This is a genomic window from Duncaniella muris, from assembly GCF_003024805.1.
Lineage (GTDB): Bacteria > Bacteroidota > Bacteroidia > Bacteroidales > Muribaculaceae > Duncaniella > Duncaniella muris.
This window is the reverse complement of the sequence record NZ_PUEC01000003.1, coordinates 88,293-112,526: the sequence shown is the minus strand read 5'-3', so window position 1 is coordinate 112,526 and position 24,234 is coordinate 88,293. Positions and strand designations below refer to the sequence as shown.

Genomic DNA, 24,234 nt, shown 5'->3' with positions numbered 1-24,234 from the left:
GCGGGTACTGCAATCAGCGCCCCACGCAACAGAGATCTTACCAAATTAAAAAATAAAATAACATGAAGACCTTACATGTTGACATCAAAGACGTCCTCGGCACAGTGAGCCAGGACGAGATCAATAAGCTCGATGCGAATGCCGCAAGCGCGCTCGACAAAGTTCTCAACGGAACAGGAGCCGGCAGCGACTTCCTCGGCTGGGTCAACCTCCCGACGGAAACCACCGACGCTCTCCTTGACGACATCGTGGCCACAGCCGAATCGCTCCGCCGCGACTGTGATACAGTGGTAGCCATCGGCATCGGCGGCTCTTATCTCGGAGCAAAAGCCGTGATCGAAGCTCTCAGCGACAGCTTTGCCGCATACCGTCCCGCAGAACAGGGCACCCCAAAAGTGCTCTTCGCAGGCCAGAACATCGGCGAAGACTATCTCTATGAACTTCAGGACTATCTCAAAGACAAACGCTTCGGCATCATCGTGATCTCAAAGAGCGGAACAACCACCGAACCGGCCATCGCCTTCCGCCTGCTCAAAGAACAGCTCGAACGCCAGCTCGGCCTTGAAGAAGCCCGCAAGCGCATCGTGGCCATCACCGACGCCCAGCGTGGTGCTCTCCGCCGCCTCGCTACTGAAGAAGGCTACAAGACTTTCGTCATCGCCGACAACGTTGGCGGCCGCTACTCGGTGCTCACCCCCGTGGGCCTGCTCCCCATCGCAGTGGCCGGTTTTGACATCCGCGCTCTCATCGACGGTGCGGCTGAAATGGAAAAGATGACCAACTCGGCTGACGCTTCGAACCCCGCATATCTCTATGCCGAAACCCGCAACGCCCTCTATCAGGCCGGCAAGAAGACCGAGATCCTCGTGAACTACAACCCCAAACTCCACTTCTTCGGCGAATGGTGGAAGCAGCTCTACGGCGAAAGCGAAGGCAAAGACAATCTGGGCATTTTCCCCGCCGCTGTCGACAATTCCACCGACCTCCACTCGATGGGCCAGTGGATTCAGGAAGGCGAACGCACCATATTTGAAACCGTGATCTCTGTAGGCGAAAGCAAGCACGAAAAACTCATCCCCTCTGACGAGGCTAACCTCGACGGTCTCAACTACATCGCCGGCAAGCACGTTGACGAAGTAAACAAGATGGCAGAACTCGGCACCCGTCTGGCTCACGTCGACGGCGGTGTTCCCAACATCCTTGTGACCATCCCCGCCCTCGAAGAGAAATATCTCGGCCAGCTCATCTACTTCTTTGAAAAAGCCTGCGGCATCAGCGGCTACATCCTCGGCATCAACCCCTTCAACCAGCCCGGCGTGGAAGCCTACAAGCGCAACATGTTCGCTCTCCTCGAAAAACCCGGCTATGAAAAAGAAACTGAAGCCATCAAAGCCCGCATCTGATAAAGTGGCATGACAGGTAGACTCCTGCATCAACAGGAGCCCACTTCAATCCATAAAAAAACTCGTCCGGCAGACACAAATGTCAGCCAGACGAGTTTTTTATCATTCAGACCGGAGCGGACTTCAATAGCCCTCCGGGCGCAGACGCTGTCGCTATTCATCTTCGGGCTCCTCCATGCGGCAGAGCAGGAAGGTCTTGCCATTGTAGACGAAATCGAGCAGATTCATGGTGTGGAGTCTGACCACTATATCCTCGGCCGTCGAGCGCGACACCTTTGCCGCAAGCATGAACTCTTCAAGCGTGACAGGCCCCTCGGCAAGCATACCTGCAAGCCGGCTTTCCGACTCGCTCAGCGAGATCAGCACCCCCTCGGTCTCGGAAGAAGCAGCCTCCCATGCCCGGACCATAAGCGGCGTAGCCGAGATGTTCTCGTCCTTGACCCTGTAATAGGCATGGGCCGATCCGTCAGCCTCTATCACAAGCACCGGCCGGCGCTGCGCGCGGTCAATCTCAATGCGCAGCACCGTCTTCTCTTCCTCGGCCTTGAAAGCCGTGACCCGGATTTCCTGCGGAGGACGGCAATACATCTCGGCAGCCTGCTCGATGACAAAGATATCTTCCTCGTTTCTGACACCTGCCACCACGCCGTTGTCTTTCACCCCAACGAGCAGACGGCCGCCGTCTCTGTTGGCAAAGGCCGATATGCTGCGGGCAATCTTACGGGCATCCGAGATGGCAAATTTGAAATCCTGGTGCTCATGCTCGCCCTCTTCTATCAGACGGGCTATGTAATATTTACCCTTGATCCCTTTCAGGTCTTTCATCACTGAGGGTAGACAAGGTTTTCAGGTTTCAGACAGCAGATCACCTCGTCGAGATAACGGCGGGCAGCCTTGCGGGCAGCCTCAAGATCCATGAACGACCAGTTGCCGCAGTCACGCGGAGTGGCTCCCGGCACCTCGCCTTCAAAGGAGCTTACAAACTCCATTGTCTCGCGTATCAGACCGGTGATTTCGGCCGAGTCGAGCCGGCCCTGCAGAATCAGATAGTTGCCGGTGCAGCAGCCCATAGGCCCCCAGTAGACCACCCGGTCTTTCCACTGCGGATGGTTGCGCAGAAAGGTGGCGGCAAGATGCTCCATTGCATGCAGCGCCTCAGGTGTCAGAGCCTCCTCGCGGTTTGGCTCGGTCATTCGTATGTCAAAAGTAGTGAGCACATCGCCTGAGGGGGTGACATCGCGGCGCGACACATAGACGCCCCGCTGCAGACGGTTGTGGTCAATCGTAAAGCTTGCTATTTTTTCCATAAGTAGTCTTAAGAGATTGTTTTCAGGATCATCGACTTACAATGAAGCAAGAATCTCGCTCACTGCTGCAAACGACTTCTGCGGAGCTTCAGTCCAGAAATCCTCATACTGGCTCGAATTGTCATGAGAGGTCCAGGGCGAGTCGCTGATCACGCGGAGACACATGAACGGCACCTGGCGCAGACAGCAGGCCTGGGCTATCGCGGCCGACTCCATGTCGACGGCCTTCACCATCGGGAAGTGCGAGCGGATCGAATCGATTTCCTCCTTGCGGCTTATGAACAGCTCTCCGGAGGCGATGATACCCTTCTTCGCTCCGCTTTTTTCCGCAACAGCCGGCACCTCGGCCGGGAAAAGACGGGGACAGCCGGGCACATGGCCCCACTCCTCGCCTATGCACCAGAAATCATGATGCGCGAGAGAGTCGGCCACCACTATATCCATCACCCGGATGTCATCTCCGGCGCCTGCCGCAACTCCGGTATTGATCACCAGATCAGGTGAGAAAGCATCGATCAGGCTCACGGCGCCGATAGCCGCGTTGACCTTGCCTATACCACACTGCATCACAGCAATGTCATTGCCGCCTATGCGTCCGCGGTGGAGAGTGACAGCACCACGGGTTTCTACAGTTGCATCAGAGAGAAGGGGTAATATCATGGCCAGCTCTTTGCTCATGGCCACTATAATGCCAATTTTCATAAGTTACTTATCGTTTCAGTTTCTGATTTTTCTTTTTTAAACGACCTCTTAGAAGGGAGAGTCAGAGCCGAAAGCTCCCAGAGGAGATAGAGAGGCAGGAAGACCACCATCAGGGTGAACGGATCGCCCGTCGGGGTTATGACAGCCGCCGCCACCAGAAGCGCCACCACGGCATGTCTGCGGTAGCGGTTGAAAAGTCCGCGGCTGACAATTCCGGCCTTGCCCAGTAGCCATGCCACCAGGGGCAGTTCGAACACAATGCCCATCACGAGAATCAGCATCATGAAATTGTCCATATAGGAATCGAGCGAGATCTGGTTGGGAATCAGTGCGCTCAACTGATAATCGGCAAGGAAGCGCAGAGTCAGTGGAAACACAAGGAAGTAGCCGGTGGCAACGCCTAAGAAAAACATCAGGTTTCCGGCTAAAAACGCGCCTCGCGCCCCACGCTTCTCCTCTTCGTAAAGCCCAGGTGCTATGAAGCCCCAGAGCAGCCACACACATATCGGGCAAGCAAGCACTACAGCCAGCCAGAAGGAGGTTGACATGTGGATGAAAAACTGCGAGGCCAGACGGATGTTGATCAAGTGCACTTCGAAATCGCCGCCACTGCCTCCCGGCATCAGTGAAGTCGCAGAAATGCTGTCAAGCCACCGGTAGAGAATGAAGTCGCCCCGACACGGAGCCAGAATCACAGAATCGAAAATGTGGGGCATGGCCGCAAACAGCCCGACCGTAAGCACAACGATGACGGCCGCCATGCGGAGCAGCACTCCGCGCAGGGCCTCGGCGTGATCCCAGAATCCCATTTCGCCGCTCACTTTTCAGCAGCGCTTTTGTCGGAATTTTCGGTCGTATTATCTTTGATTTCGCTGACGGCATCATTCATGCCCTGTTTGAACTGGCTGATGCCCTTGCCCATGCTGCGGGCAAGTTCGGGTATGCGCTTGGCGCCGAAAAGCAGAAGCACCACCACGAGAATCACAATGATCTCTCCGGTGCCGAGATTGAAAATGCAGGGTGTCATTCTGATATTTGGGTTTTCTGCAAAGTTAGTGATTTTTTTGCTGCAAATCTGTTTAAAACCCGTCACCGCAGACTCCGCTGATGTTAAAAATGGTTTTTGAACCTTAACTAATCAATAGAAAAGCGTAACTTTGCACTCCCAAACCAATCATATTCAAACGAATTCAAATTCACGACAATTCAATGAAAGCTTACGTATTCCCCGGTCAGGGCGCCCAGTTCGTAGGAATGGGCAAAGACCTCTATGAAAGCAATGAAGTAGCCAAGGAAATGTTCGAGAAGGCAAACGAGATTCTCGGCTTCCGCATCACCGACCTGATGTTTGCAGGCACTGACGAAGACCTCCGTCAGACCAAAGTAACCCAGCCCGCCGTATTCCTCCACTCTGTGATCCTCGCCAAGACACTCGGCGAAGACTTCCAGCCCTCTATGGTAGCCGGTCACTCTTTAGGTGAATTCTCGGCACTCGTAGCCGCCGGCGCCCTCAGCTTCGAAGACGGTCTCCGTCTGGTAGCCGCTCGTGCCCGCGCCATGCAGAAAGCCTGTGAGCTGAAGCCCTCCACAATGGCTGCCGTGATAGCCCTCCCCGACGAAAAAGTAGAGGAAATCTGCGCCTCGATTCCCGGAGTGGTTGTCTGTGCCAACTACAACTGTCCCGGTCAGCTCGTGATCTCAGGCGAAGAAGAAGCCATCGACGCCGCCTGCGAGAAACTCAAGGAAGCAGGTGCAAAGCGCGCCATGCGCCTCAAGGTTGGCGGTGCCTTCCACTCACCCTGCATGGAGCCCGCCCGCGCCGAACTCGCCGAAGCCATCGCTGCGACTGAATTCCACAACCCCGCAGTACCCGTCTACCAGAATGTCGATGCCAAGCCCCACACCGATGCCGCTGAGATCAAGGCCAACCTCGTGGCACAGCTGACCGCTCCAGTGCGCTGGACCCAAAGCGTACAGAACATGATCGCCGACGGCGCCGACGAATTCATCGAAGTCGGACCCGGCAAGGTGCTCCAGGGCCTCGTTGCCAAGATCAACCGCGAAGTAGCCACCTCTGGCCGTCAGTAAGCCACCACAATCGGGCCTCACTCCGGAGCCTGAGATGAACCTCATCGGGGCTCAGTGTGTTTTTCAGTAAACACACAATCATAGAAATCTCAGATTATGATCACGCTTCGACAATCGGCGGCCGCCACGCAGACGGCGCTCAAGGCCAGACCGAAAAAGGAATGTTCACTCAGCTTCAAGCCCTTGCGCATAGCAGACATCGACACTCTGCGACCGCTGCTCGCGCAGACATGCTGCCGCACATGCGACTTCACCGTAGGCGGCACATTCATGTGGCTCGAATACTTCGACTACTCATACTGTATATTCAATGACACTCTTTTCATCAAAGGTGTCACTGAAGACGATGTCAGCCGGCCGGCTTTCTCAATCCCCGTAGGCAAAATGGGGCTTGAGGAGTCGGTCGCTCTTTTGCGTGAATACTGCGCCGCCACAGGCTGCCGCCTCATCTTTTCGGCCGTCCCGGAAGCCTTCGTGGCCCCGCTCAAAGCCCTCGGAGCAAGCAGCGTCCAGCAGCTTGCCGACTGGAGCGACTACCTCTACGAGGCCTCGGCCCTCGCAACCCTTTCAGGCAAGAAATTAGGCAAGAAACGCAACCACGTCAACCGTTTCGAAGCCGAAAATCCCGGCTACACCTTCGAACCGCTGACCCCGGAGCTGATTCCCGCTGTCAAAGAGTTTTTCCTTGCACGCCATCTTCCGCTGTCAAAACCGGCGCTTGCCGACATTGAGCGCGAGCAGGTGATACAGGTGCTCTCCACCCCAGGCCTCTTCGGCTTCGAGGGCGCAGTACTCTCCACTCCGGCCAACGGCATAGTGGCATTCACCCTCGGCGAAGTCAAGGGCGACACCCTCTTTGTCCACATCGAAAAAATGGACCATGAAGTCAACGGAGCCGGCGAGACCGTCAACAAACTCTTCGCCGAAATGATGACCGGACGCCATCCAGGCCTTATCTACATCAACCGTGAGGAAGACGTGGGTGATCCCGGTCTGCGCCACGCCAAAGAATCATACCACCCCGCAGAACTTCTGGCCAAATACAACGTGATATTCTGATCATTCAGGCTTGGTAACTCTGAAATTCGCCCAAATAGCGTCTCTCTAACAGACTGCGTAATTTTGAAGAGTTACTTATTATGCTTAACTTTGCTCCGCAACTGTTAAGAAGCCTCATAATGATCAACTATTATCACCATTCCGAACCATTCAGCCTTGAACTCGGCGGGCAGCTCGATGCCCTACGCATAGCATATCACACTTATGGCACACTCAACGCCGACAAAAGCAACGTCATCTGGGTGTGCCATGCTCTTACCGGCAACAGCGATGTGCAGGACTGGTGGCCACACACCGTGGAGGAAGGCAAATTCCTCGATCCGGCCGACAATTTCATAATCTGCGCCAACATTCTCGGATCGCCTTACGGCACCACTGCCCCGCTCCACACCAATCCCGCCACAGGCTCACCCTACTACAAAGATTTCCCACCCTACACCATCCGCGACATCGTCAACGCCCACCGCGTCCTTGCCGAAGCGCTCGGCATTGGCCGGATAAAGGTACTTGTAGGCTGCTCTGTGGGCGGTTTTCAGGCCATCGAATGGGCCGTGATGGAACCCGAACGCTTCGAACGGCTCGTTCTGATGGCCACTGACGCCATAGCCACACCCTGGACCATAGCCATCGACGAGACCATGCGCATGAGCATCGAGGCCGACCCGACCTTCGGCGACCCTGACCCTCAGGCCGGACGCAAAGGCCTTGCCGCCGCCCGCGCCATCGGCCTGCTGAGCTATCGCGGATATTATGGCTACAATCTCACCCAGAAAGATGTCGAGGAGCTGCCCGAAATACACCGCGCATCGAGCTACCAGCAGTATCAGGGCGAGAAACTCTGCCGCCGCTTCGATGCCTATTCCTACTATGCCATTCTGAAAGCCTTTGACACCCACGACGTGGGCCGCGGCCGCGGAGGCCTCGACGCCGCTCTCAAGCGCATCAAGGCCCGTACCCTTGTGGTAGGCCTCGAAACAGACATCGTGTTCCCGCCCCGCGAGATGCAGGAACTCTGCTCCAAGATTCCCGGAGCCGTCTACGGCGAGATCCACTCCCCCTTCGGCCACGACGGTTTCCTCGTGGAATACAATCAGCTCAACAATCTCCTGCTCCCATTCATCAAAAACTAAGAGGTTTTTTCTCAATAACTGTTAAAGCGCAAAACCGGCCGGCGGCCGCACCGTTTTTTCACATAATCTCATGACCCGGACCACCAAAGGATATATTCTTGGTGCGGTTGCTGCTGTGAGCTACGGCACCAACCCGCTCTTCGCCGTCCCCCTCTATGAACTTGGGATGGGCGTCTCCTCCGTACTCTTCTACCGCTATCTGTTTGCCACAATCATACTCGGCACCATCATGCTCATCCGCGGCGACAGCTTCCGGCTTGCCCGCCGCGACCTGCCGCTGATGGTGCTCCTCGGCATCTTCTTCGCCATGTCGTCCGTACTGCTGTTCGAGGCCTACAGATACATGGACGTAGGCCTTGCCTCCACGCTGCTCTTTGTCGAGCCCGTTTTCATAGCGCTGATACTCTGGATCTTCTTCCACGAACGCATCTCGCTGTGGACCCTCATCTCTATAGCCATCTGCCTCACCGGAGTAGTCTTTCTGTGCAATCCGGGCGAAGGCGCACATGTGACAGCCACCGGCGTCACCCTTGTCATACTCTCGTCACTGGCCTATGCGCTCTACATGGTGATGATCAACAAGAGCCGCATACGCCATCTCGCAGGCTCCACACTCACTTTCTACTCGCTGCTCTTCGGCATGATTGTCTTCGCCGTGCGCACCGACGGCTTCACCGAAGTGCAGCCTGTGCCCTCCGGACTGCTCCCCTGGGCCTGCGTGGCGGGCATCTCGATTGTCCCCACCATAGTCTCGCTGCTGACAGTAGCCATCTCAATCCAGTGCATCGGCTCGGTTCCAGTCTCCATTCTCGGCGCCCTCGAACCTATCACCGGAGTAATGTTCGGAGTGGCACTCTTCGGCGAAATCCTGACTGTAAGAGCCTCGATTGGAATCGTGCTCATCATCCTCGCCGTCATCGTCCTCATTCTCTCCGGCCGCCGGCAACACTCCAAGTAACAAAACCCTACACATATAAACCTGCTTCCAAACAACCAACTGATTATTATGGAACCTATGCTAAATGTTGAATCATACATCCTTCTACTGCTTGCGCTCATTGTATGCGGCAAATGGATTGCTTTTATTCTCATGTGTCCGCTCCTTGTCGCATTCCGCATCCGGAAGGAAAAATCGTGGAAAAGTTCCGAAAACCAGCACAATCGCACCGCAGACAAACCCGATGAAGCGGAAACATGCGCAACCGACCGCACTCCTACACGGAAATCATTTCTGCATAAGGTTCTGCAGACCCCTCAATACTATTTCTTCGGCTACAGGCGATATATTGATTTCCAGGTAGGATTAATACCGTCACACACAATCCGCAATTTTATATACCGAAAAATCTTTGGCGTGAAATTAGGCAAGATGGCGACCATATATTGGGGGGCAGAAATCCGTGATCACCACAAACTGAAAATCGGACGCGGAACCATTATCGGCGACCATGTGATTCTCGATGCACGAAACGGGATCGAGATCGGCGATAATGTGAATTTTTCATCCAATGTGCATATCTGGACCGAACAGCATGATCATCGCGATCCGGACTTCGCCTGTAACAGCAGTGCCGCTTTCAAGGTGACAATCGGCAACCGAGCCTGGATAGGCCCCGGAACTACGATACTTCATTCGGTAAATATCGGCGAGGGAGCCGTTATCGCAGCAGGTGCAGTGGTGACTAAAGATGTAGAACCATTTGCAATCATGGCCGGCATTCCGGCAAGAAAAATCGGCGAACGCAACCACAATCTCAGATATGAGTTCAACGGCTATCCTGCTCCATTTTATTAGAGGTCGTTCTCCAAAATCCATCACCTGAAACCGGAAACACCCAATAACAAACGGAGGCCGCGCCTGAGTTGAATTCAGACGCGGCCTCGGTATTATAGATATAGATGCTATGGGCTGATGTAGTAGTTACTTCTTGGGGAATGTGTTCTGCCAACCTTCATTCTGTGTCACACCGAATCCGGCATTGATCTCATCAGCAGGGATGGGATAAACACAGTCAGAGATCTTGAAACCGGTGATTGCCCAGTCGATTTCAGGATAAGAAACATTGTCCTGAGCAAGATTTGCACTTACATCCCAGCGGCGGAGGTCATAGAGACGGTGACCTTCCTGGAAGAGCTCGCGGGCACGTTCTTCCTGAATGAAGCTCATGAGACCGTCCTTATCAGAAGGCAGATCGGCAACCGAAGTGATGGCCGGGTTACGCTTTGCAACCACAAGGAGTGCGTTCTGTGCATTGGTGATGTCAGCCGACGAAGAGCGCAGATAGCCTTCAGCCTGGTTGAGATACATCTCAGGAGCATTGATCAGATAGTTTGTGCCGTAAGCCGAGTTTCCACCGAGACCATAGGCTCCGAACTTGCCGCTTCCGAATTCTTCGACACCCTTGTCATTAGTATTCCAGCTCCACACTGCGCGACGCACGTCACCGTCTGTCATGATTGACTTCAGATAGGGAGTGGGGCCATAGCTGTAGTTCGACCAAAGTGTACCGCAGGAGTTTGCGCTCCAGTTATCGGAAGTATTGATGGCAAGATAGAAGAAGCTTTCAGTGTTGCTGCCTTCACCGTTGTAGAGAGCCTTGTAGGCGGCGGGAGTATAGGCAAGCGCCGGATCTCCGGCTGCGGCAAGAGCCTTCTTGGCTGCGTCAATCGATTCATCGAACTTCTCCATGTAGAGATAAGCGCGAGAGAGAAGACCCCATGCTGCCGCCGGCGACATATAGACACGGTTTTCTTTTGTCTGGCCTGCAAGTTCAAAATAGCTGATCGAAGACTTCAGGTCATTGACAATCGAAGTATAGGCATCGCCTACAGTGCTACGGCTGACCATCGTACCGGCAGCCACAGGCTCGTTGATCACAACGATACCGGGCTGTGCCGAGAAATCCTGACCGTCAACCATCACCTGATGGGCGAACACATTGACAAGCACAAGATTCGCATAGGCGCGGAGCGCATAAGCTTCAGCAAGATACATGTCGAGATCAGCGATTTCATCTTCGTGGACATTCTCTTTCATGGCTTCACCGGCCTTGATGATTCGGGCGCTGTTGTCAACCACCTTGTAACCATACTCCCAGATGTATGAGAGATAAGTGTCAGTCACTGACGGAGTGAACTGGTTGATTGCATTGAAGTGGCTCGACGAACGGTTCCAGTATGCCAGGTCAGATGCGATGTCGCCGAATGAAGTGGCATAGTTACCGGCGAAATAGTAACGGTAAAAACTGTAATATGTACCGTTGAGAGCATGGCCTATATTGTTGACGCTGTTAAGGCCGGTTTCTATGTCGATGCCATCATAGATCTTTGAATCCAGGAAGTCATCGCCACAGCTGACCATGCTTCCGCCCAGAAGCAGCATAGCAAGAGCCTTGATATGTAGTTTTTTCATATTTTCCTTTAGTTTGTGAATTATGATTCTTGAAAGATAGAAGATAATTTTAGAATGTCAGCTGGATGCCGCCGGTGAAGGTAAACGCTGCGGGATACTGCCATGCGATCTCACCGTTGGCATAGGTTTCAGGGTTGTAGCCGATGAAATCAGATGCAGTCCAGGTGTGCACATTGTCGAAACTGGTGTAGATACGGCACTTAGAGATAAGAGCCTTGCGGGTGATTGAGGCAGGGATAGTGTAGCCGAATGTGATGTTGCTAAGACGGAGATAGTTTCCGCTCATGATCCAGCGTGACGAATAGTTGTCGGTAGAAATCTGGTTGGGGTCGCTGATGATGTACTGCGGATACTTGGCATCAGGATTCTCAGGAGTCCATGAATTTTTGATCATTTCCTTCAGCGGTGTGCGGTAGGTGCTCATGTTCCAGCCGGTGAAGTCATGGCCGGTGTCGATCACCTTGCTGCCGAGGCGGTAGTTGAACTGCATGGAGAGGTCAAATCCATAACCGCGGGCATTGAGACCGAATGCACCGAACACCTTGGGAGCTGCCGAACCTACATAACGTTTTTCAGCTGCATTGTAGTCATCGGTAAGCACATTGCTGAGATCGTTGCCGTTCTCGTCTTTTGTGCCTTTGGCATAACGGTAATAAAGAGCCTTACCGGTCTCGCGGTCTACACCTGCATACTCCTGAGTATAGAATTGGGTGAATGGACGGCCTTCTTCAAGAATCTGCCAGGTGTATTCCACAGATCCGTCGGCAAGCTTGAGGATCTTGTTGTCATTCCAGGTGAGGTTGGCGAAGAGGCTGACAGTCAGATCACGGCTTGTGTAGGCCACACCGTTGACACCGAATTCAACACCACGGTTGCGCATCTTGCCGATGTTCTTATAATATGAATTCATACCGGTGGTCATTGACAGAGGCACCTTGTAGAGAGCATCGGAAGTCTCATCGTTGTAGTAGTCAAAAGTGAAGTTCACGCGGTTGAAGAGCGAAAGATCAAAGCCAACGTCAAACTTGCGGGAAGTTTCCCATGTAAGATCCGGATTTGAGATCTGAGCGGGAATCATACCGGGAACCTGATTGTAGTTAGCTCCGGCTGAATAGTATCCGCGGGCAGCATAGAGGTTAGGCAGAGACTGGTTGCCGACAGTACCGTAAGAGATACGGAGCGCGGCATTGCTGAGCCAGGAGAGATCTTTTGCGAATGATTCCTGCGAGAGACGCCACTTGCCGCCGACTGACCAGAAGTTACCCCAGCGGTTGTCAGCGCCGAACACCGATGAACCGTCGCGGCGGAAAGAAGCCGACAGGTAGTAGCGGTCGTCATATGAATAGTGGGCATCCATGAAGTATGATGCAAGACGCGATTCGCTGCGGTAATATGCGCTACCGTTGTCTGTGGCTGCGGTTGTCAGATCGCGCATGCCTGAGTCAGCGAATGGGAAGTCAGTGCGTGAATAGAAATCTTCGTGGTAGTCGTAGCGCTGGCATTCCTGACCGAGAAGGAGGTTGATGTCATGCTTGTCGAAAGTCTTGGTCCAGCCGAAAGTGTTGGTCCAGGTAATAGTGCTGATACGCTGCTTATACTGCTGGCCGAGACCGTTATATTTCATACCCTGCGGGTTGTAGACGGCACTCCAGTAGTCATAGTCGGTCTGGTCAACGAGGTTGACACCAAGATTTGTCTTGGCCCAGATGCCGAATGGCAGGTCGATGCGAAGCCAGGGATTGGCATTGATGGTCTGGTTTGTCACCTCATAGAGGTTACCGAGTTTTTCGTCATTGACAGCCACAGGGTTGTAGCCTGAAACGCCGTAATATGAACCGTCTTCATTGTAGATGGGATCAGTCGGGAGCCATGAAGAGACCGCTCCGGTCAGAGGGTTCGACATTGCGCCAGTTGTCGACTGGCTGAAGTTGTTGTTTTTGCTCCATGAAAGAGAAGCATTGACACCTGCAGAGAAATATTTATACTTGGTATCGATGTTCACACGGCCTGAATAGCGGGTGTTGCCTGAGTTGATCACAATACCTTCTGAATCTACATAGCCGATAGAGGCATAGTAGTTTGTATTGCCGCTTGTGCCGTTGAAGCTGATGTTGTATTCCTGAAAATAACCGGTGCGGGTCACAGCGTCGATCCAGTCTGTGTCAGTCTTGCCGTCCCAACCGAGAACGCCGACAAGCTTGTCATACCATTCGTCATACGTACCGCCTCTCAAAGCCATGTAGCCCTTGGTGAACCAGTCAATAGTTTCTGCGGCATTGGCATAATCCATGTTATGGTTGCCCATCTTGGTCAGACCCTGCTTGATGTCGATGTTGAGGTTGAACTTGCCCTCGCCACCCTTCTTGGTAGTGATGACGATCACACCGTTGGCTGCGCGTGAACCGTAGATAGCGGTTGCTGCAGCGTCCTTGAGCACAGTCACACTCTCGATATCGTTGGGATTGTAGGCAGCCATCGGGTCAAAGAAGTTGTTTGACCCGCTGCTGATACCATCGGCATCAGAATTGACAGGCACACCGTCGATCACATACAGAGGCTGCGAGCTTGAAGAAAGCGAACCGCGGCCACGGACGTAGACCGAACCGAATGTACCGGGCGAAGAAGTAGAGTTGTTGTACTGGAAACCGGTAACCGAGCCTTCGAGAGCCTTCACGAAGTTCACATCAGACTTCTTGTCGATGACCTCACCGTCGAGCACAGAGGCGGCACCTGTAAAGGCAGCCTTGCGCTGAACACCGTAACCGGTAACGACCACTTCGTCAAGAGTGTTGGCATTCTCCATCGAGATCATCATCTGACCGGGAGTGATAGCCACCTCGACAGTCTTCATGCTGATGTAAGAAACCTGAATTTTGGTCACTGATTCGGGAAGGCTCAGAGTGAACTTTCCGTCGATGTCAGTAGCGGTACCGATCTTGGTACCCACACCCATGACAGTGGCTCCGATCAACGGCTCACCGTCAGCGGCGCTGATCACGGTGCCGGAAACTGTGCGGTTCTGAGCCGCAAGCGTTCCGACAGCCACGACGAGGGCCGTCAGTAGTAGAAACAGCTTTTTCATACCTAATAGTTAAGTAATACGAAATTAGTTAAAGTATAAAATGATGATAATTTTAAACAGCGGTGCGGAAAAGTCCCTTTTCTGCGGGGTGCTTCCCGGTTGGGGGTGTTAAGAGAGAGCTTTGTCGGGAAGCGGGGAACTTCTAATGATGTCGTAATGTCATTATTGGAAACTTGAAATAAAATGGAATTTTAGGTTGGGGGCGAGGGTGGCTACGCGCCAGTCTCCTGTATGAGATACAACTGTGCGAATTAAAAAATTTTTACACAGATGTTTCAATTCGGTCACAAAAGTAATATTTTTTAGCGTAGCATAGGGTTTGTTTAATGTGAAAGTTTGTTAATTATAAAGTTTACAGCATTAAATCTGTTATCAATCCCATCAAAAAGATGAAAAAGTGAAAGGTTTTGCATGTCGATTTTTTGAATTTAATCTTATTGTTGGCCATGTCGGATCTGATGGCTGTGTCATCGAGTCTTTCAACGCTGCTGGGGACGGTGGCTGTGCTGCCGTGGCGGATGGTGCGCCATAACCCACAGATCGGGTTTGCTGCTCTTGCGAAAAAGTGTTACATTTGCAATTTGAATGTAACACTATTACAATTTCTAAAGTATGCGATCAGAACAAGAACTTGACGGCGTGTCGCTGCTCGGCAACACCGGAGTCAAATACCCGACACAATATGCGCCTGAAGTGCTGGAGACATTTGTCAACAAGCACCCCGACAACGAATATCTCGTGACCTTCACCTGCCCGGAGTTCACCTCGCTCTGCCCCAAGACAGGCCAGCCGGACTTTGCGAAGATAATCATCTCCTACATCCCGCGCGAGAAGATGGTCGAAAGCAAGAGTCTGAAACTCTACCTCTTCAGCTTCCGCAACCACGGAGATTTCCATGAAGACTGCGTCAACATCATCATGAAAGACCTCATAGCCCTCATGGACCCGCGCTACATCGAAGTCAAAGGCATCTTCACCCCGCGTGGCGGAATAGCCATACTCCCCTTCGCCAACCACGGCGACAGCGAGCATCAGGAAATGGCCCGCCGCCGTATGCTCGACTCATTTCCCTCGGATTTCTGAGACAGATTTCACCGACTGACATCATTATAATATTATAAATATGGCAAAAGATACACTCCTGGTGCTCTCAGGCGGCATGGACTCCACTACCATGCTCTGGGACTACGCCGACACTATAGCAGCAGCCGTCACCTTCCAGTACGGCTCAAACCACAATCGCCGCGAAGCCGAATGTGCGCGCTGGAACTGCGAGCGGCTCGGCATCCGCTGGATCGAGATTGATCTTGAATTCATGGGCCGTTACTTCAAGAGTTCGCTTCTCTCCGGAGCCGACGAGATTCCAGAGGGCCACTATGCCGATGACAACATGCGTTCCACCGTGGTGCCTTTCCGCAACGGCATCATGCTCGCCGTGGCAGCAGGGCTTGCCGAAAGCATGGAGCTCAAAAAAGTCATGATAGCCAACCATTCCGGTGACCATGCCATCTATCCCGACTGCCGTCCGGAATTTGTCCGTTCGATGGGTGCCGCGATTTCCGACGGCACATATGAACACCTTGAACTCCTTGCGCCTTATACTGATATGACAAAAGGAGAAATCGCTTTACGAGGCAAAAACTTAGGCGTCGACTATTCGCACACATATTCCTGCTACAAAGGCGGCGAACACCACTGCGGCAAGTGCGGCACCTGTGTGGAACGTCGCGAAGCTCTCGAATTCGCCGGCATTGTCCTTGATAATGACTGATTTTCTAACCGCAGCAACCCGCACCCGCACCTCACGATGGACCAGCACGTCAGCCGGCGCAAACCCAGACGCCGTTTCAGCCTTGTCAAGACCCTCAGACTCCTGCTTCCTCTGATGCTGTTCATCAGTCTGTGTGTGGTGATGTGCACCCCGACACATCACGGCGAGAGCGACGGCTCGGTAGTGGTGCCCGAAGTGAAAGTGTCGCGCTTCACGTCGGTCTACGACCTTGAGGTAGACACCGTAAGCCCCTATACAGGCCATCTGCCGGAGATGCCCGATCCAAACGGGCGGCTCAAAGTAAACTATTTCGGCAGTCTCAAACAGAATTTCAACGACAGCAACTACATCCATTGGGCCGAGGCCGAGCAATATGGCCTGGAGCCTCTGACCGACACCCGCTCACACTGGCAGCTGCGCTCGCCGATAGTCAAGGTCACAACCTGCACTGACTACTATGTCGACACCCTGATATTCTCGCGTCCCTACTTTGTGCCGGCAGCCGCCGGACGCCTCCGTGAAATCGGGCGCCGCTTCCGTGACAGCCTTGAGGCAAGGGGCGGAGGCGATTACCGCATAAAGGTGACAAGCATCCTGCGCACCCCACGCACCGTCAAGCGCCTGCGCCGCCGCAACCGCAATGCAATCGACTCGTCGGTCCACCAGTTAGGCACGACATTCGACATATCCTACGCCTCGTTCATAGCCAACTCTGCCGGCGAAGCCCGCAGCACCGACGATCTCAAAGGTGTGCTCTCTGAAGTGCTGCGCTCAATGCGTGACGAAGGCAAGATCTGGGTGAAATATGAAGTAGGGCAGCCATGCTTCCACATCACAGCCCGCAAACCTGAGGAATAAACCACTAAAAACTCATTCTCATGAGCGATCAGCAGCAGAAGCCCGCCCCCCCTGAGGGCAAAGAGGAAAAGACTAAAAAGTCCATTTGGAAAAAGGTGTTGCGTACTCTGCTCTTCACCATTCTCGGACTACTTGTGGTGGTAACCATTGTGATCACCATAGCCGTCTCATATCTCAAACCGGAACGGCTGACACCGCTCATCGAGAAATATGCCAACGAATATCTTGACGCCGATGTCAGCATCGGGCGCATGGAACTGTCATTCTGGAGCACCTTCCCGCGGCTCGAACTCGACGTGCGCAACCTTTCGGTCAGAAGCAAGACCTTCGACTCGCTTCCTGCCTCACAGGCCGACTCGCTTCCTGCCTATGCCGACTCGCTTCTGTCGCTGCGCCATTTCAACGCTGCAATAAACATTCCGAAACTTTCGGTAGGAGCGCTGGCGTTCTATGACATCATATTTGAAAACCCACGCATCAACATCGTACAGCTCACCCCGGATCTGTCTAACCTCGACATTTTTCCGGCATCCGAAGAGTCCGAAAAAGACTCCGGACCGCTGCTGGTCCCGGACATCTCATTCGGCACCTTCGAGATCCGCGACTCCATGCCGGTGCGCTATCTCTCCGTGCCTGACTCGATCGACGCGATGCTCTGCCTCACCACTGCCGGCCTCAGCGGCAGCCATGCGCCGGTCTACAGACTCGACCTTCAGGGCCTGACCGATCTGAATATGCCCGCGCTGCTTCTCGAAGATCTCAGTTTCGGCATAGGCGGAAACATAGGCTGGAACCGCCACAACCCCTATCAGGTGACTCTCGATGATTTCGCGCTGCGGGCCGGCAAGGTCAATGCCTCGCTCTCTGCCGATATTGATTTTGCCGATACTCTGCGGGTCAGCACCTTGGATTTCAAGCTGCCGCTGACTCCCTACAACGACCTGGCGGCACTCGTCCCAGCCGCCTATGCCGGTGAACTGTCAAAGATCAAGACCGACCTCGGAATCAGCTTCGCTCTGCAGCTCACCGCCCCCTACGCTCCGACTGTTGATTCGATACCATCCTGCCATCTCTATGTCGAGATCCCAGAATGCCGTGCGCGCTACGAGCGTCTGAATCTCAAAAGCTTCTCATTCTCGGCCGAGGCCGACATTGACGGCCGTGATCTCGACCGCTCAGCCGTCAGACTCAAGAAGCTCTCGGCTATAGGCGACGGAGTAGGCTTCGAACTGATTGCCGACTTCGCCAATCTGATCTCCGACCCCTCGGCTGAAGGAACATTCCGAGGCGGCATAGACATTGACCGTCTCCCCTCCGCCATGCTTAAGAAACTGCCTTGCGAACTGTCGGGCAACCTGCGTGCCGACAGCCGTTTCGCACTGCGCAAAAGCTATCTGACAAAAGAGAAATTCCACCTCATACGCCTGACCGGCGATGCAACTCTGCGCGACTTCCGCGCCTCGATGCCTGAACTCCCCGCTGACCTCTATACCCGCACCGTGGAACTGAAACTCGGCACCAACTCCTCTTTCACCCGCGGAGACGTGGCTGTCGACTCGATGTTGACGGCATCTTTGAAAATCGACACCATAGCAGCCGATGTCACCGGAATGACCCTCATAGGCAACGGACTGAAAATGGGTGTCGGGAGCCGCAACACAGCCTCGTCGGCCGACACTACAATGATCAATCCCCTCGGCGCCCGCATAGTGGCTGAAAAACTCTACTTCAGATCGCAGGAAGACTCTCTGCGGGTGCGGCTGCGCAAGGCCACCGTCGGGGCCACACTCCGCCGCTACAAAGGCGATGCAAAAAAACCGCAACTCCATCTGGACGTAGCCACCGAAGGCGCCTTCTACGGCGACCGCGTCAACCGCGCCATGCTACACAAGGCCTTGCTCTACGTCACCGTTCATCCCGACTCACTCCCGGCGGTTTCCCGCAACCGCAACAGCCGTCTGCTCGACTCTCTCGCTGTGGCCCATCCCGAACTTTCTCAGGATTCCCTGCGCAGCCTCGCGGCTTCGATCAGACAGACCCGTAGAAACAACCGCCTGAACGCCGACAGCGCCGCTGTGGCCAACGGAGAGGTGATTGACATCTCGGTCGACAACTCCATGCGCCGCCTCATGCGCCACTGGGATGCGAAAGGCATACTGCGCGCCAAGCGTGTGGCAGTCTTCACACCATACTTCCCGCTGCGCAACAGCCTGACAGATCTCAACATGCGCTTCACATCTGACTCTGTCACCATCTCCGACACCCGCCTGCGGTCAGGCAACAGCGGTCTCACCATCAACGGATCTATCAGCAACATCACCAAGGCCCTGACATCAAGAACCCACTCACAGCCTCTGAAACTCGACTTCACGCTCTCAGGCGACACTCTTGACATCAACCAACTCGCCGCAGCCGCTTTCTCAGGCGCAGCATTCGCCGAAAAAGACTCTGCCGGAACTTTCGTCGCGCCTGACACCGACAATGAGGCAGTGCTTGCAGCTTCAGTCCAGGCCGGAGCAGACACCTCGGCCCTGCTCGTAGTTCCGGCAAACATCGAGGGAACTCTAAAAGTCAATGCCGCTGACATATTATACTCCAACATGGTTTTCCACGATTTCAACGGAAAGCTCAACGTCTACAAGGGTGCAATAAATCTTGAGCAGATGACGGCTCGCTCTGATGTCGGATCGCTCGATCTGAACGCCCTCTATAGTGCGCCGACAAAACATGACGCCACATTTGCCTTCGGACTCAGAGTCAATGATTTCCACATAGCCCAGTTCCTCGACCTCGTTCCGTCGCTTGACACCATCATGCCGCTCCTCTCCGACATCAGCGGCATCATCAACGCCGATATCGCCGCTACCACCGGACTGGATTCAGACATGAACATTGACATACCCACTCTGAAAGCTGCCGTCAAGCTCTCAGGCGACAGCCTTGTGCTGATTGACCAGGAAACATTCCGTACAATAGGCAAATGGCTGTTGTTCAAGCACAAAGAGAAAAACGTCATTGACAGCATGAACGTAGAGATGATAGTCAACAACTCGCAGCTCGAACTCTTCCCCTTCATCTTCAATCTCGACCGCTACAAACTCGGCGTAATGGGCTCGAATGACATGGCCATGAACCTCAACTATCATGTGGCCGTGCTCAAATCACCCCTGCCGTTCAAGTTCGGCATCAACATCAAAGGCGATGTAGACAACATGAAGATACGACTTGGCCGCGCAAAGTTCAACGAAAAGAACATCCCGCGCACCGTTGCGATTGCTGACACCACCCGCATCAACCTCGTGCGCGAGATTGGCAACATATTCCGCCGAGGTGTAAGGACAGCCGGAATCAACAGTCTCGACTTCTCCCGCAGTCCCGCCGTCAGTCCGGCTGACAGTTATCCGGCTACCGACACAATCTCTCACGCCGATTCGCTATATTTCATCAAAGAAGGACTGATCCCGGCCCCTGACACCGTCACCGCCACACCGCTCCAGTCTGCCAAACAGAAAAAGAAACGCAAATGACACAGCCTCCGCTTCCCTTTGCCCCTGAAATACTCCGCTTTCTCAAGCGCCATCACTACGAACGCGTCACCCCGCGCGCGGCCCTCATCGACATGGACGGAACTCTCTATGACTCGATGAAAAACCACACCCGCGCATGGCACCGGCTCATGACCGAACTCGGAGTCGAATGTACACGCGATGAATTCTATCTCTATGAAGGCCGCACCGGAGCATCGACAATCAACGCCCTGTTCCAGCGCCAGTTCGGGCGCGATGCCACAGATGAAGAAAAAACATCGCTCTATCAGCGCAAAACCGAATATTTCCGTGAACTGCCACCGGTGCTTCCTATGGAGGGAGCTCTCGATATGCTCTCCGTTTTCCGCGAAGTGGGAATGCAGCGCGTGCTTGTCACAGGTTCCGGACAGCAGTCGGTGCTTGACAACATCTCGCGCGACTTCCCCGGAATGTTTGACGATGACAAACGCATCACCGCCCGCAACGTCACCCACGGGAAGCCTCACCCCGAACCCTTCATCAAAGCCATGCAGCTTGCAAGGGTAAGCCCCTCACAATCGATAGTTGTTGAAAACGCCCCCCTCGGTGTCGAAGCCGGCGACCGTGCCGGAGCCTTTACAGTCGGAGTGACCACCGGCCCTATTCCCCGCGAGGCTATGGAAGAAGCAGGAGCCGCAGTAGTGTTCAGCTCAATGCCTGAATTCGCCCACATGCTTCCGTCCTTGCTCCTCTCGCTGCTGACTATCACCAGCGACTATTAAGCACCATCCAAGAGCCACCTGAATCTCATTAACCCCGTCTCTTACACCCACGCCTTCCAAATGCAGAAAATAGTTTACACAAATGAAGTAGCCCAAGCTATAAAAACTTTCGTCAACGAACTCGCACCCGCAAGCGTCCACATAATAACCGACACCAACGTCGCGGATGCAGTGCTCCCGAAACTCAGACTCGACTATCCGGTAATCACCGTCCCTGCGGGCGACGACCATAAGAATCTCGATTCTCTGAGCCACATCTGGAGTAGCCTGATCAACCAGGGAGCCACACGGAAATCACTCGTAATTAATATAGGTGGCGGCGTTGTAACCGATATGGGAGGATTTGCAGCAGCCACCTTCAAGCGAGGAGTGCGCTTCATCAATGTGCCGACCACTCTGCTTTCGGCTGTCGATGCGGCTGTAGGTGGAAAGACCGGCATAAACTTCGAGGGACTCAAAAACGAGATCGGAGCCTTTGCCCCTGCAGAAGCAGTGGTCATCTCGACAATCCTGTTTGCATCTCTTCCGAAAACCGAACTGCTCTCAGGCTATGCCGAGATGCTGAAACACGGTCTTCTTTCGTCAGCCGCCGACTATGCCGCGTTGCTTGATTTCGACATTCTTGATGCCGATCTTAGCCGTCTGCTTCCCTTGCTCGAAAGAAGCGTGCGTGTCAAAGAGCGCATAGTCGAGGAAGACCCCTGCGAAAAAGGCATACGCCGTGCCTTGAACCTCGGCCACACAGCCGGCCATGCTTTCGAGGCGCTTGCCATGCACAAAGGTCGACCCATGCCCCACGGCTATGCAGTCGCATTCGGCATACTGGTGGAAATGATCATCTCGCACTCGCTCGAAGCCTTCCCCTCGGCCGAACTTTACCGCTATGCCGCCTATCTGAAGGACCAGGGCTACGGATCGCCAGACGTTTCATGCAACGATTATCAGGCTCTTCTCGAATATATGCGCCACGACAAGAAAAACGACACTCCCTCGCAGATCAACTTTACCCTCCTCTCAGCTCCCGGACAGCCGCTGATCGACCGCACCGCATCCGCAGACGAAATTCTGGCCGCCTTTGACATCTTCCGCGACCTGATCTGAGATCGGATCAGGAATATCAGAAAATATAGCCTGCGGTAGCCATCACATTGACATTATGAGAATTCGGAGTCTTTATCGCGGCACTTGTGCCCATAGCCACATTCCGGAAACCGAACTGGCATCTCACTCCGAGCGAGATCTTGTTCATGAACGTAAGGCCCGTGCCGAGATGCAATCCCATGTCGAAATCGCGATAGGAGTTGATAAATCCGCGGTCACTCTTATAGTAATCGGCCGTCGGGTGCGATATGTTTGTCACGAGCTGGCCAAGCTCATTGACCTTGGCATTATATATCGTAGCCTTCTGCTTACCTCCTATGCCGAAACTCATGAATATACCGCCGTCGGCATTCCATTTTACTCTCGGAGCCAGATTGAAAGTGAATGACGCGAAAATAGGCACGTTGAACGTACGGTAATTATTCTTGATGAATACATTTGACACATTGGCCTCACCCTCCTGGGTCACCGCCAGATCCAGTTTGCCCGAATTGCGCAGATAGTTCAGCTCAGTGCCGAGCCCGACGAAAGAAGTCAGATTGAACTTGGCCCTGAAGCCCACACCCCAGGCGAAACCCATCGAATTGTTGACATCAGAAACAGCCGGGAAACAGCTCTTATAGTTTTCCGTCACGTAGCTGCCACCTGCCAGCAAGTGGACCTGGGTCTCGAAAAATTTATCGGGCTTACCATAGACAATCAGTTGTGACTTTACAGCTGTCGGGAATAACAGAGCTGCGACAGCGATGACGGCGGCGGTAAAGATTTTTTTCATAACATTAGCGCGTGTGTGATTATATTTGACTGCTTTATTTCAATCCAAAATTACATCAAAAAGCCCTTATAAGCAACCCCTGATATAAAAATTGCCAAAAAATGATATTTTTTTTGCACAATTGAATAATTATTTCTAACTTTGCAGAGTCAAAAACGACAACACAACGGCTCCTTAGCTCAACTGAATAGAGCATCTGACTACGGATCAGAAGGTTACAGGTTTGAATCCTGTAGGAGTCACACCAAGCCCGCTTCACCAAGCGGGCTTTTTTCATCCCCCGCCTCGTCGGCCTTTATCACCGTCTGCGGATATCACTGTACAGAATCCCCAATAAGACCGATTAAGAGAGTCCGCGCTCTATCAACGGACCGACTACACCAGAGCAATCCCCGGTTTCACATGGCTGAGACCGGGGATTGCTCCGTAGGCGGGCAAAGGCAATTCCGGTTTTGTCCATTCGATTTTTAAGTTTATATTTGCACTTAAGTAACTCTTCAAAATTAAACGATATAATGTACATTAGTATCTCCTATGGATGATCTTTTATACTCTCTGCGGTTTTATTCCGGTCAGAATCAAGTTCTTCATCGGTCGTTTATGTCTATAAACTCCCTCTTCAGTCCTCGATTCTGCCTCTGAATAAATCCCGCATATCGTATAAATTAATTTTTCAGAGTTACTTACAATTGCATTCCGACAATCAAGATTTGGATTTATGACTCAAGAGGAAAGCGACGAGAAGTTCATGCGCATGGCTCTGGCCGAGGCGCGGGAGGCTATGGAGCGAGACGAAGTGCCGATAGGTGCGGTGATTGTGTCGCCGCGGGGCATGGTCATAGGCCGTGGCCACAATCTGACGGAGGCTTTGGCCGATGTGTCGGCCCACGCGGAGATGCAGGCCATAACCGCTGCGGCGCAGATGCTTGGCGGGAAGTATCTTCAGAACTGTACGCTCTATGTCACAGTGGAGCCTTGCCTGATGTGTGCGGGCACCATAGGATGGGCGCAGATAGGCCGTGTGGTCTACGGGGCGGCGGATGAGAAGCGGGGCTACCGGTCGTTCACGTCGAGATCGCCTTTCCATCCGCGGGCCACGGTGACATCCGGTGTGCTCGGCGATGAATGTGCGGAGCTGATGCGCACTTTTTTCAAGTCGAAGCGTTAGATTAGAATATGCCGGTGTCAGAAAAGTCTGACGGCTCCCTCTCCATAGATAATCAAAAAAACATAAGTTGATCAATAAAAGATAGCCTGA

The 24,234-nt window shown here is 53.5% G+C and carries 21 protein-coding genes and 1 tRNA gene; 14 read left to right on the top strand and 8 right to left on the bottom strand.

The features are described 5' to 3' along the window. Positions 1-62: 62 nt before the first annotated feature. The gene (locus tag C5O23_RS02020) at positions 63-1,403 is read left to right on the top strand and encodes a glucose-6-phosphate isomerase (protein ID WP_107031288.1); all 1,341 of its coding nucleotides are present in this window, start codon (positions 63-65) and stop codon (positions 1,401-1,403) included. Positions 1,404-1,556: 153 nt separating this feature from the next. Here C5O23_RS02020 and C5O23_RS02015 read toward each other — a convergent pair whose 3' ends face one another. The 5 genes from C5O23_RS02015 to C5O23_RS01995 are packed head-to-tail and all read right to left on the bottom strand — an operon-like array spanning position 1,557 to position 4,439. After that, positions 1,557-2,228, bottom strand: coding sequence for an AlbA family DNA-binding domain-containing protein (locus C5O23_RS02015; protein WP_107031287.1), 672 nt, complete (start codon positions 2,226-2,228; stop codon positions 1,557-1,559). Further along, a complete protein-coding gene (locus tag C5O23_RS02010; protein ID WP_107031286.1) occupies positions 2,228-2,710 on the bottom strand; it encodes an S-ribosylhomocysteine lyase in 483 nt (160 codons plus the stop codon). Before C5O23_RS02010 ends, C5O23_RS02015 begins: the two co-directional genes overlap by 1 nt. 36 nt (positions 2,711-2,746) lie before the next feature. Next, complete coding sequence (locus tag C5O23_RS02005) at positions 2,747-3,412, bottom strand: 5'-methylthioadenosine/adenosylhomocysteine nucleosidase (protein WP_107031285.1); 666 nt, start codon at positions 3,410-3,412, stop codon at positions 2,747-2,749. Further along, on the bottom strand, positions 3,409-4,221 hold the full coding sequence (gene tatC, locus C5O23_RS02000; protein WP_107031284.1) for a twin-arginine translocase subunit TatC: 813 nt from the start codon (positions 4,219-4,221) through the stop codon (positions 3,409-3,411). The genes C5O23_RS02005 and tatC overlap by 4 nt, the downstream gene beginning before the upstream one ends. Before the next feature lie 8 nt (positions 4,222-4,229). Continuing rightward, entirely contained in the window at positions 4,230-4,439 is a 210-nt protein-coding gene (locus C5O23_RS01995; protein ID WP_107031283.1) for a Sec-independent protein translocase subunit TatA/TatB, read from the bottom strand. Between the two features lie 182 nt (positions 4,440-4,621). Here C5O23_RS01995 and fabD point away from each other — a divergent pair, with 182 nt between their 5' ends. From fabD to C5O23_RS01970, 5 genes are all read left to right on the top strand, one after another. After that, positions 4,622-5,500 (top strand): ACP S-malonyltransferase, encoded by an 879-nt coding sequence (gene fabD / locus C5O23_RS01990; protein WP_107031282.1) that lies wholly within the window; start codon positions 4,622-4,624, stop codon positions 5,498-5,500. A gap of 96 nt (positions 5,501-5,596) precedes the next feature. Then, entirely contained in the window at positions 5,597-6,559 is a 963-nt protein-coding gene (locus C5O23_RS01985) for a DUF2156 domain-containing protein (RefSeq protein WP_107031281.1), read from the top strand. 119 nt (positions 6,560-6,678) lie between these two features. Further along, complete coding sequence (locus C5O23_RS01980) at positions 6,679-7,689, top strand: homoserine O-acetyltransferase family protein (RefSeq protein WP_107031280.1); 1,011 nt, start codon at positions 6,679-6,681, stop codon at positions 7,687-7,689. Positions 7,690-7,759: 70 nt separating this feature from the next. Beyond that, positions 7,760-8,647: a DMT family transporter gene (locus tag C5O23_RS01975; protein ID WP_107031279.1), complete on the top strand. Its 888-nt coding sequence runs from the start codon at positions 7,760-7,762 to the stop codon at positions 8,645-8,647. Between the two features lie 48 nt (positions 8,648-8,695). Beyond that, positions 8,696-9,484 (top strand): acyltransferase, encoded by a 789-nt coding sequence (locus C5O23_RS01970; protein WP_240597592.1) that lies wholly within the window; start codon positions 8,696-8,698, stop codon positions 9,482-9,484. Between the two features lie 126 nt (positions 9,485-9,610). Here the strand turns inward: C5O23_RS01970 and C5O23_RS01965 are convergent, their stop codons facing one another. Both C5O23_RS01965 and C5O23_RS01960 read right to left on the bottom strand, forming a co-directional pair. Continuing rightward, positions 9,611-11,101, bottom strand: coding sequence for a RagB/SusD family nutrient uptake outer membrane protein (locus tag C5O23_RS01965; RefSeq protein WP_107031278.1), 1,491 nt, complete (start codon positions 11,099-11,101; stop codon positions 9,611-9,613). 49 nt (positions 11,102-11,150) lie between these two features. After that, complete coding sequence (locus tag C5O23_RS01960) at positions 11,151-14,183, bottom strand: SusC/RagA family TonB-linked outer membrane protein (protein WP_107031277.1); 3,033 nt, start codon at positions 14,181-14,183, stop codon at positions 11,151-11,153. Positions 14,184-14,795: 612 nt separating this feature from the next. Between C5O23_RS01960 and queF the strand changes: the two genes are divergently transcribed. The 6 genes from queF to C5O23_RS01930 are packed head-to-tail and all read left to right on the top strand — an operon-like array spanning position 14,796 to position 22,201. Continuing rightward, on the top strand, positions 14,796-15,266 hold the full coding sequence (gene queF / locus C5O23_RS01955) for a preQ(1) synthase (protein ID WP_107031276.1): 471 nt from the start codon (positions 14,796-14,798) through the stop codon (positions 15,264-15,266). 40 nt (positions 15,267-15,306) lie between these two features. After that, a complete protein-coding gene (queC, locus tag C5O23_RS01950) occupies positions 15,307-15,954 on the top strand; it encodes a 7-cyano-7-deazaguanine synthase QueC (protein WP_107031275.1) in 648 nt (215 codons plus the stop codon). Between the two features lie 36 nt (positions 15,955-15,990). Then, positions 15,991-16,812, top strand: a complete 822-nt coding sequence (locus C5O23_RS01945) for a DUF5715 family protein (protein WP_107031274.1) — start codon at positions 15,991-15,993, stop codon at positions 16,810-16,812. 20 nt (positions 16,813-16,832) lie between these two features. After that, a complete protein-coding gene (locus tag C5O23_RS01940; RefSeq protein ID WP_107031273.1) occupies positions 16,833-20,339 on the top strand; it encodes an AsmA family protein in 3,507 nt (1,168 codons plus the stop codon). Next, positions 20,336-21,100, top strand: a complete 765-nt coding sequence (locus tag C5O23_RS01935; protein WP_107031272.1) for an HAD family hydrolase — start codon at positions 20,336-20,338, stop codon at positions 21,098-21,100. The genes C5O23_RS01940 and C5O23_RS01935 overlap by 4 nt, the downstream gene beginning before the upstream one ends. Positions 21,101-21,160: 60 nt before the next feature. After that, positions 21,161-22,201 carry a 3-dehydroquinate synthase gene (locus C5O23_RS01930; RefSeq protein WP_107031271.1) on the top strand — a complete coding sequence of 347 codons (1,041 nt, stop codon included), beginning with the start codon at positions 21,161-21,163 and terminating at the stop codon, positions 22,199-22,201. Between the two features lie 16 nt (positions 22,202-22,217). On the opposite strand, the gene C5O23_RS01925 is transcribed toward C5O23_RS01930, so the two are convergent. Further along, positions 22,218-22,976 (bottom strand): outer membrane beta-barrel protein, encoded by a 759-nt coding sequence (locus C5O23_RS01925; RefSeq protein WP_107031270.1) that lies wholly within the window; start codon positions 22,974-22,976, stop codon positions 22,218-22,220. A gap of 168 nt (positions 22,977-23,144) precedes the next feature. Here C5O23_RS01925 and C5O23_RS01920 point away from each other — a divergent pair. Together C5O23_RS01920 and C5O23_RS01915 are read left to right on the top strand one after the other, a co-directional pair. Then, a tRNA-Arg gene (locus tag C5O23_RS01920) sits at positions 23,145-23,218 on the top strand. Positions 23,219-23,694: 476 nt separating this feature from the next. Continuing rightward, positions 23,695-24,144: a nucleoside deaminase gene (locus tag C5O23_RS01915; protein WP_107031269.1), complete on the top strand. Its 450-nt coding sequence runs from the start codon at positions 23,695-23,697 to the stop codon at positions 24,142-24,144. The last annotated feature ends 90 nt before the right edge of the window (positions 24,145-24,234 follow it).

Coding starts and splice junctions, on each gene's coding strand:
- C5O23_RS02015 (WP_107031287.1), bottom strand. CDS start 2,228: ATGAAAGACCTGAAAGGGATCAAGGGTAAATATTACATAGCCCGTCTG.
- C5O23_RS01995 (WP_107031283.1), bottom strand. CDS start 4,439: ATGACACCCTGCATTTTCAATCTCGGCACCGGAGAGATCATTGTGATT.
- C5O23_RS01930 (WP_107031271.1), top strand. CDS start 21,161: ATGCAGAAAATAGTTTACACAAATGAAGTAGCCCAAGCTATAAAAACT.
- queF (WP_107031276.1), top strand. CDS start 14,796: ATGCGATCAGAACAAGAACTTGACGGCGTGTCGCTGCTCGGCAACACC.
- C5O23_RS01985 (WP_107031281.1), top strand. CDS start 5,597: ATGATCACGCTTCGACAATCGGCGGCCGCCACGCAGACGGCGCTCAAG.
- C5O23_RS01925 (WP_107031270.1), bottom strand. CDS start 22,976: ATGAAAAAAATCTTTACCGCCGCCGTCATCGCTGTCGCAGCTCTGTTA.
- C5O23_RS01980 (WP_107031280.1), top strand. CDS start 6,679: ATGATCAACTATTATCACCATTCCGAACCATTCAGCCTTGAACTCGGC.
- C5O23_RS01945 (WP_107031274.1), top strand. CDS start 15,991: ATGGACCAGCACGTCAGCCGGCGCAAACCCAGACGCCGTTTCAGCCTT.
- C5O23_RS02005 (WP_107031285.1), bottom strand. CDS start 3,412: ATGAAAATTGGCATTATAGTGGCCATGAGCAAAGAGCTGGCCATGATA.
- queC (WP_107031275.1), top strand. CDS start 15,307: ATGGCAAAAGATACACTCCTGGTGCTCTCAGGCGGCATGGACTCCACT.
- C5O23_RS01935 (WP_107031272.1), top strand. CDS start 20,336: ATGACACAGCCTCCGCTTCCCTTTGCCCCTGAAATACTCCGCTTTCTC.
- C5O23_RS01960 (WP_107031277.1), bottom strand. CDS start 14,183: ATGAAAAAGCTGTTTCTACTACTGACGGCCCTCGTCGTGGCTGTCGGA.
- C5O23_RS01970 (WP_240597592.1), top strand. CDS start 8,696: ATGGAACCTATGCTAAATGTTGAATCATACATCCTTCTACTGCTTGCG.
- C5O23_RS02010 (WP_107031286.1), bottom strand. CDS start 2,710: ATGGAAAAAATAGCAAGCTTTACGATTGACCACAACCGTCTGCAGCGG.
- C5O23_RS02020 (WP_107031288.1), top strand. CDS start 63: ATGAAGACCTTACATGTTGACATCAAAGACGTCCTCGGCACAGTGAGC.
- C5O23_RS01915 (WP_107031269.1), top strand. CDS start 23,695: ATGACTCAAGAGGAAAGCGACGAGAAGTTCATGCGCATGGCTCTGGCC.
- C5O23_RS01975 (WP_107031279.1), top strand. CDS start 7,760: ATGACCCGGACCACCAAAGGATATATTCTTGGTGCGGTTGCTGCTGTG.
- fabD (WP_107031282.1), top strand. CDS start 4,622: ATGAAAGCTTACGTATTCCCCGGTCAGGGCGCCCAGTTCGTAGGAATG.
- tatC (WP_107031284.1), bottom strand. CDS start 4,221: ATGGGATTCTGGGATCACGCCGAGGCCCTGCGCGGAGTGCTGCTCCGC.
- C5O23_RS01965 (WP_107031278.1), bottom strand. CDS start 11,101: ATGAAAAAACTACATATCAAGGCTCTTGCTATGCTGCTTCTGGGCGGA.
- C5O23_RS01940 (WP_107031273.1), top strand. CDS start 16,833: ATGAGCGATCAGCAGCAGAAGCCCGCCCCCCCTGAGGGCAAAGAGGAA.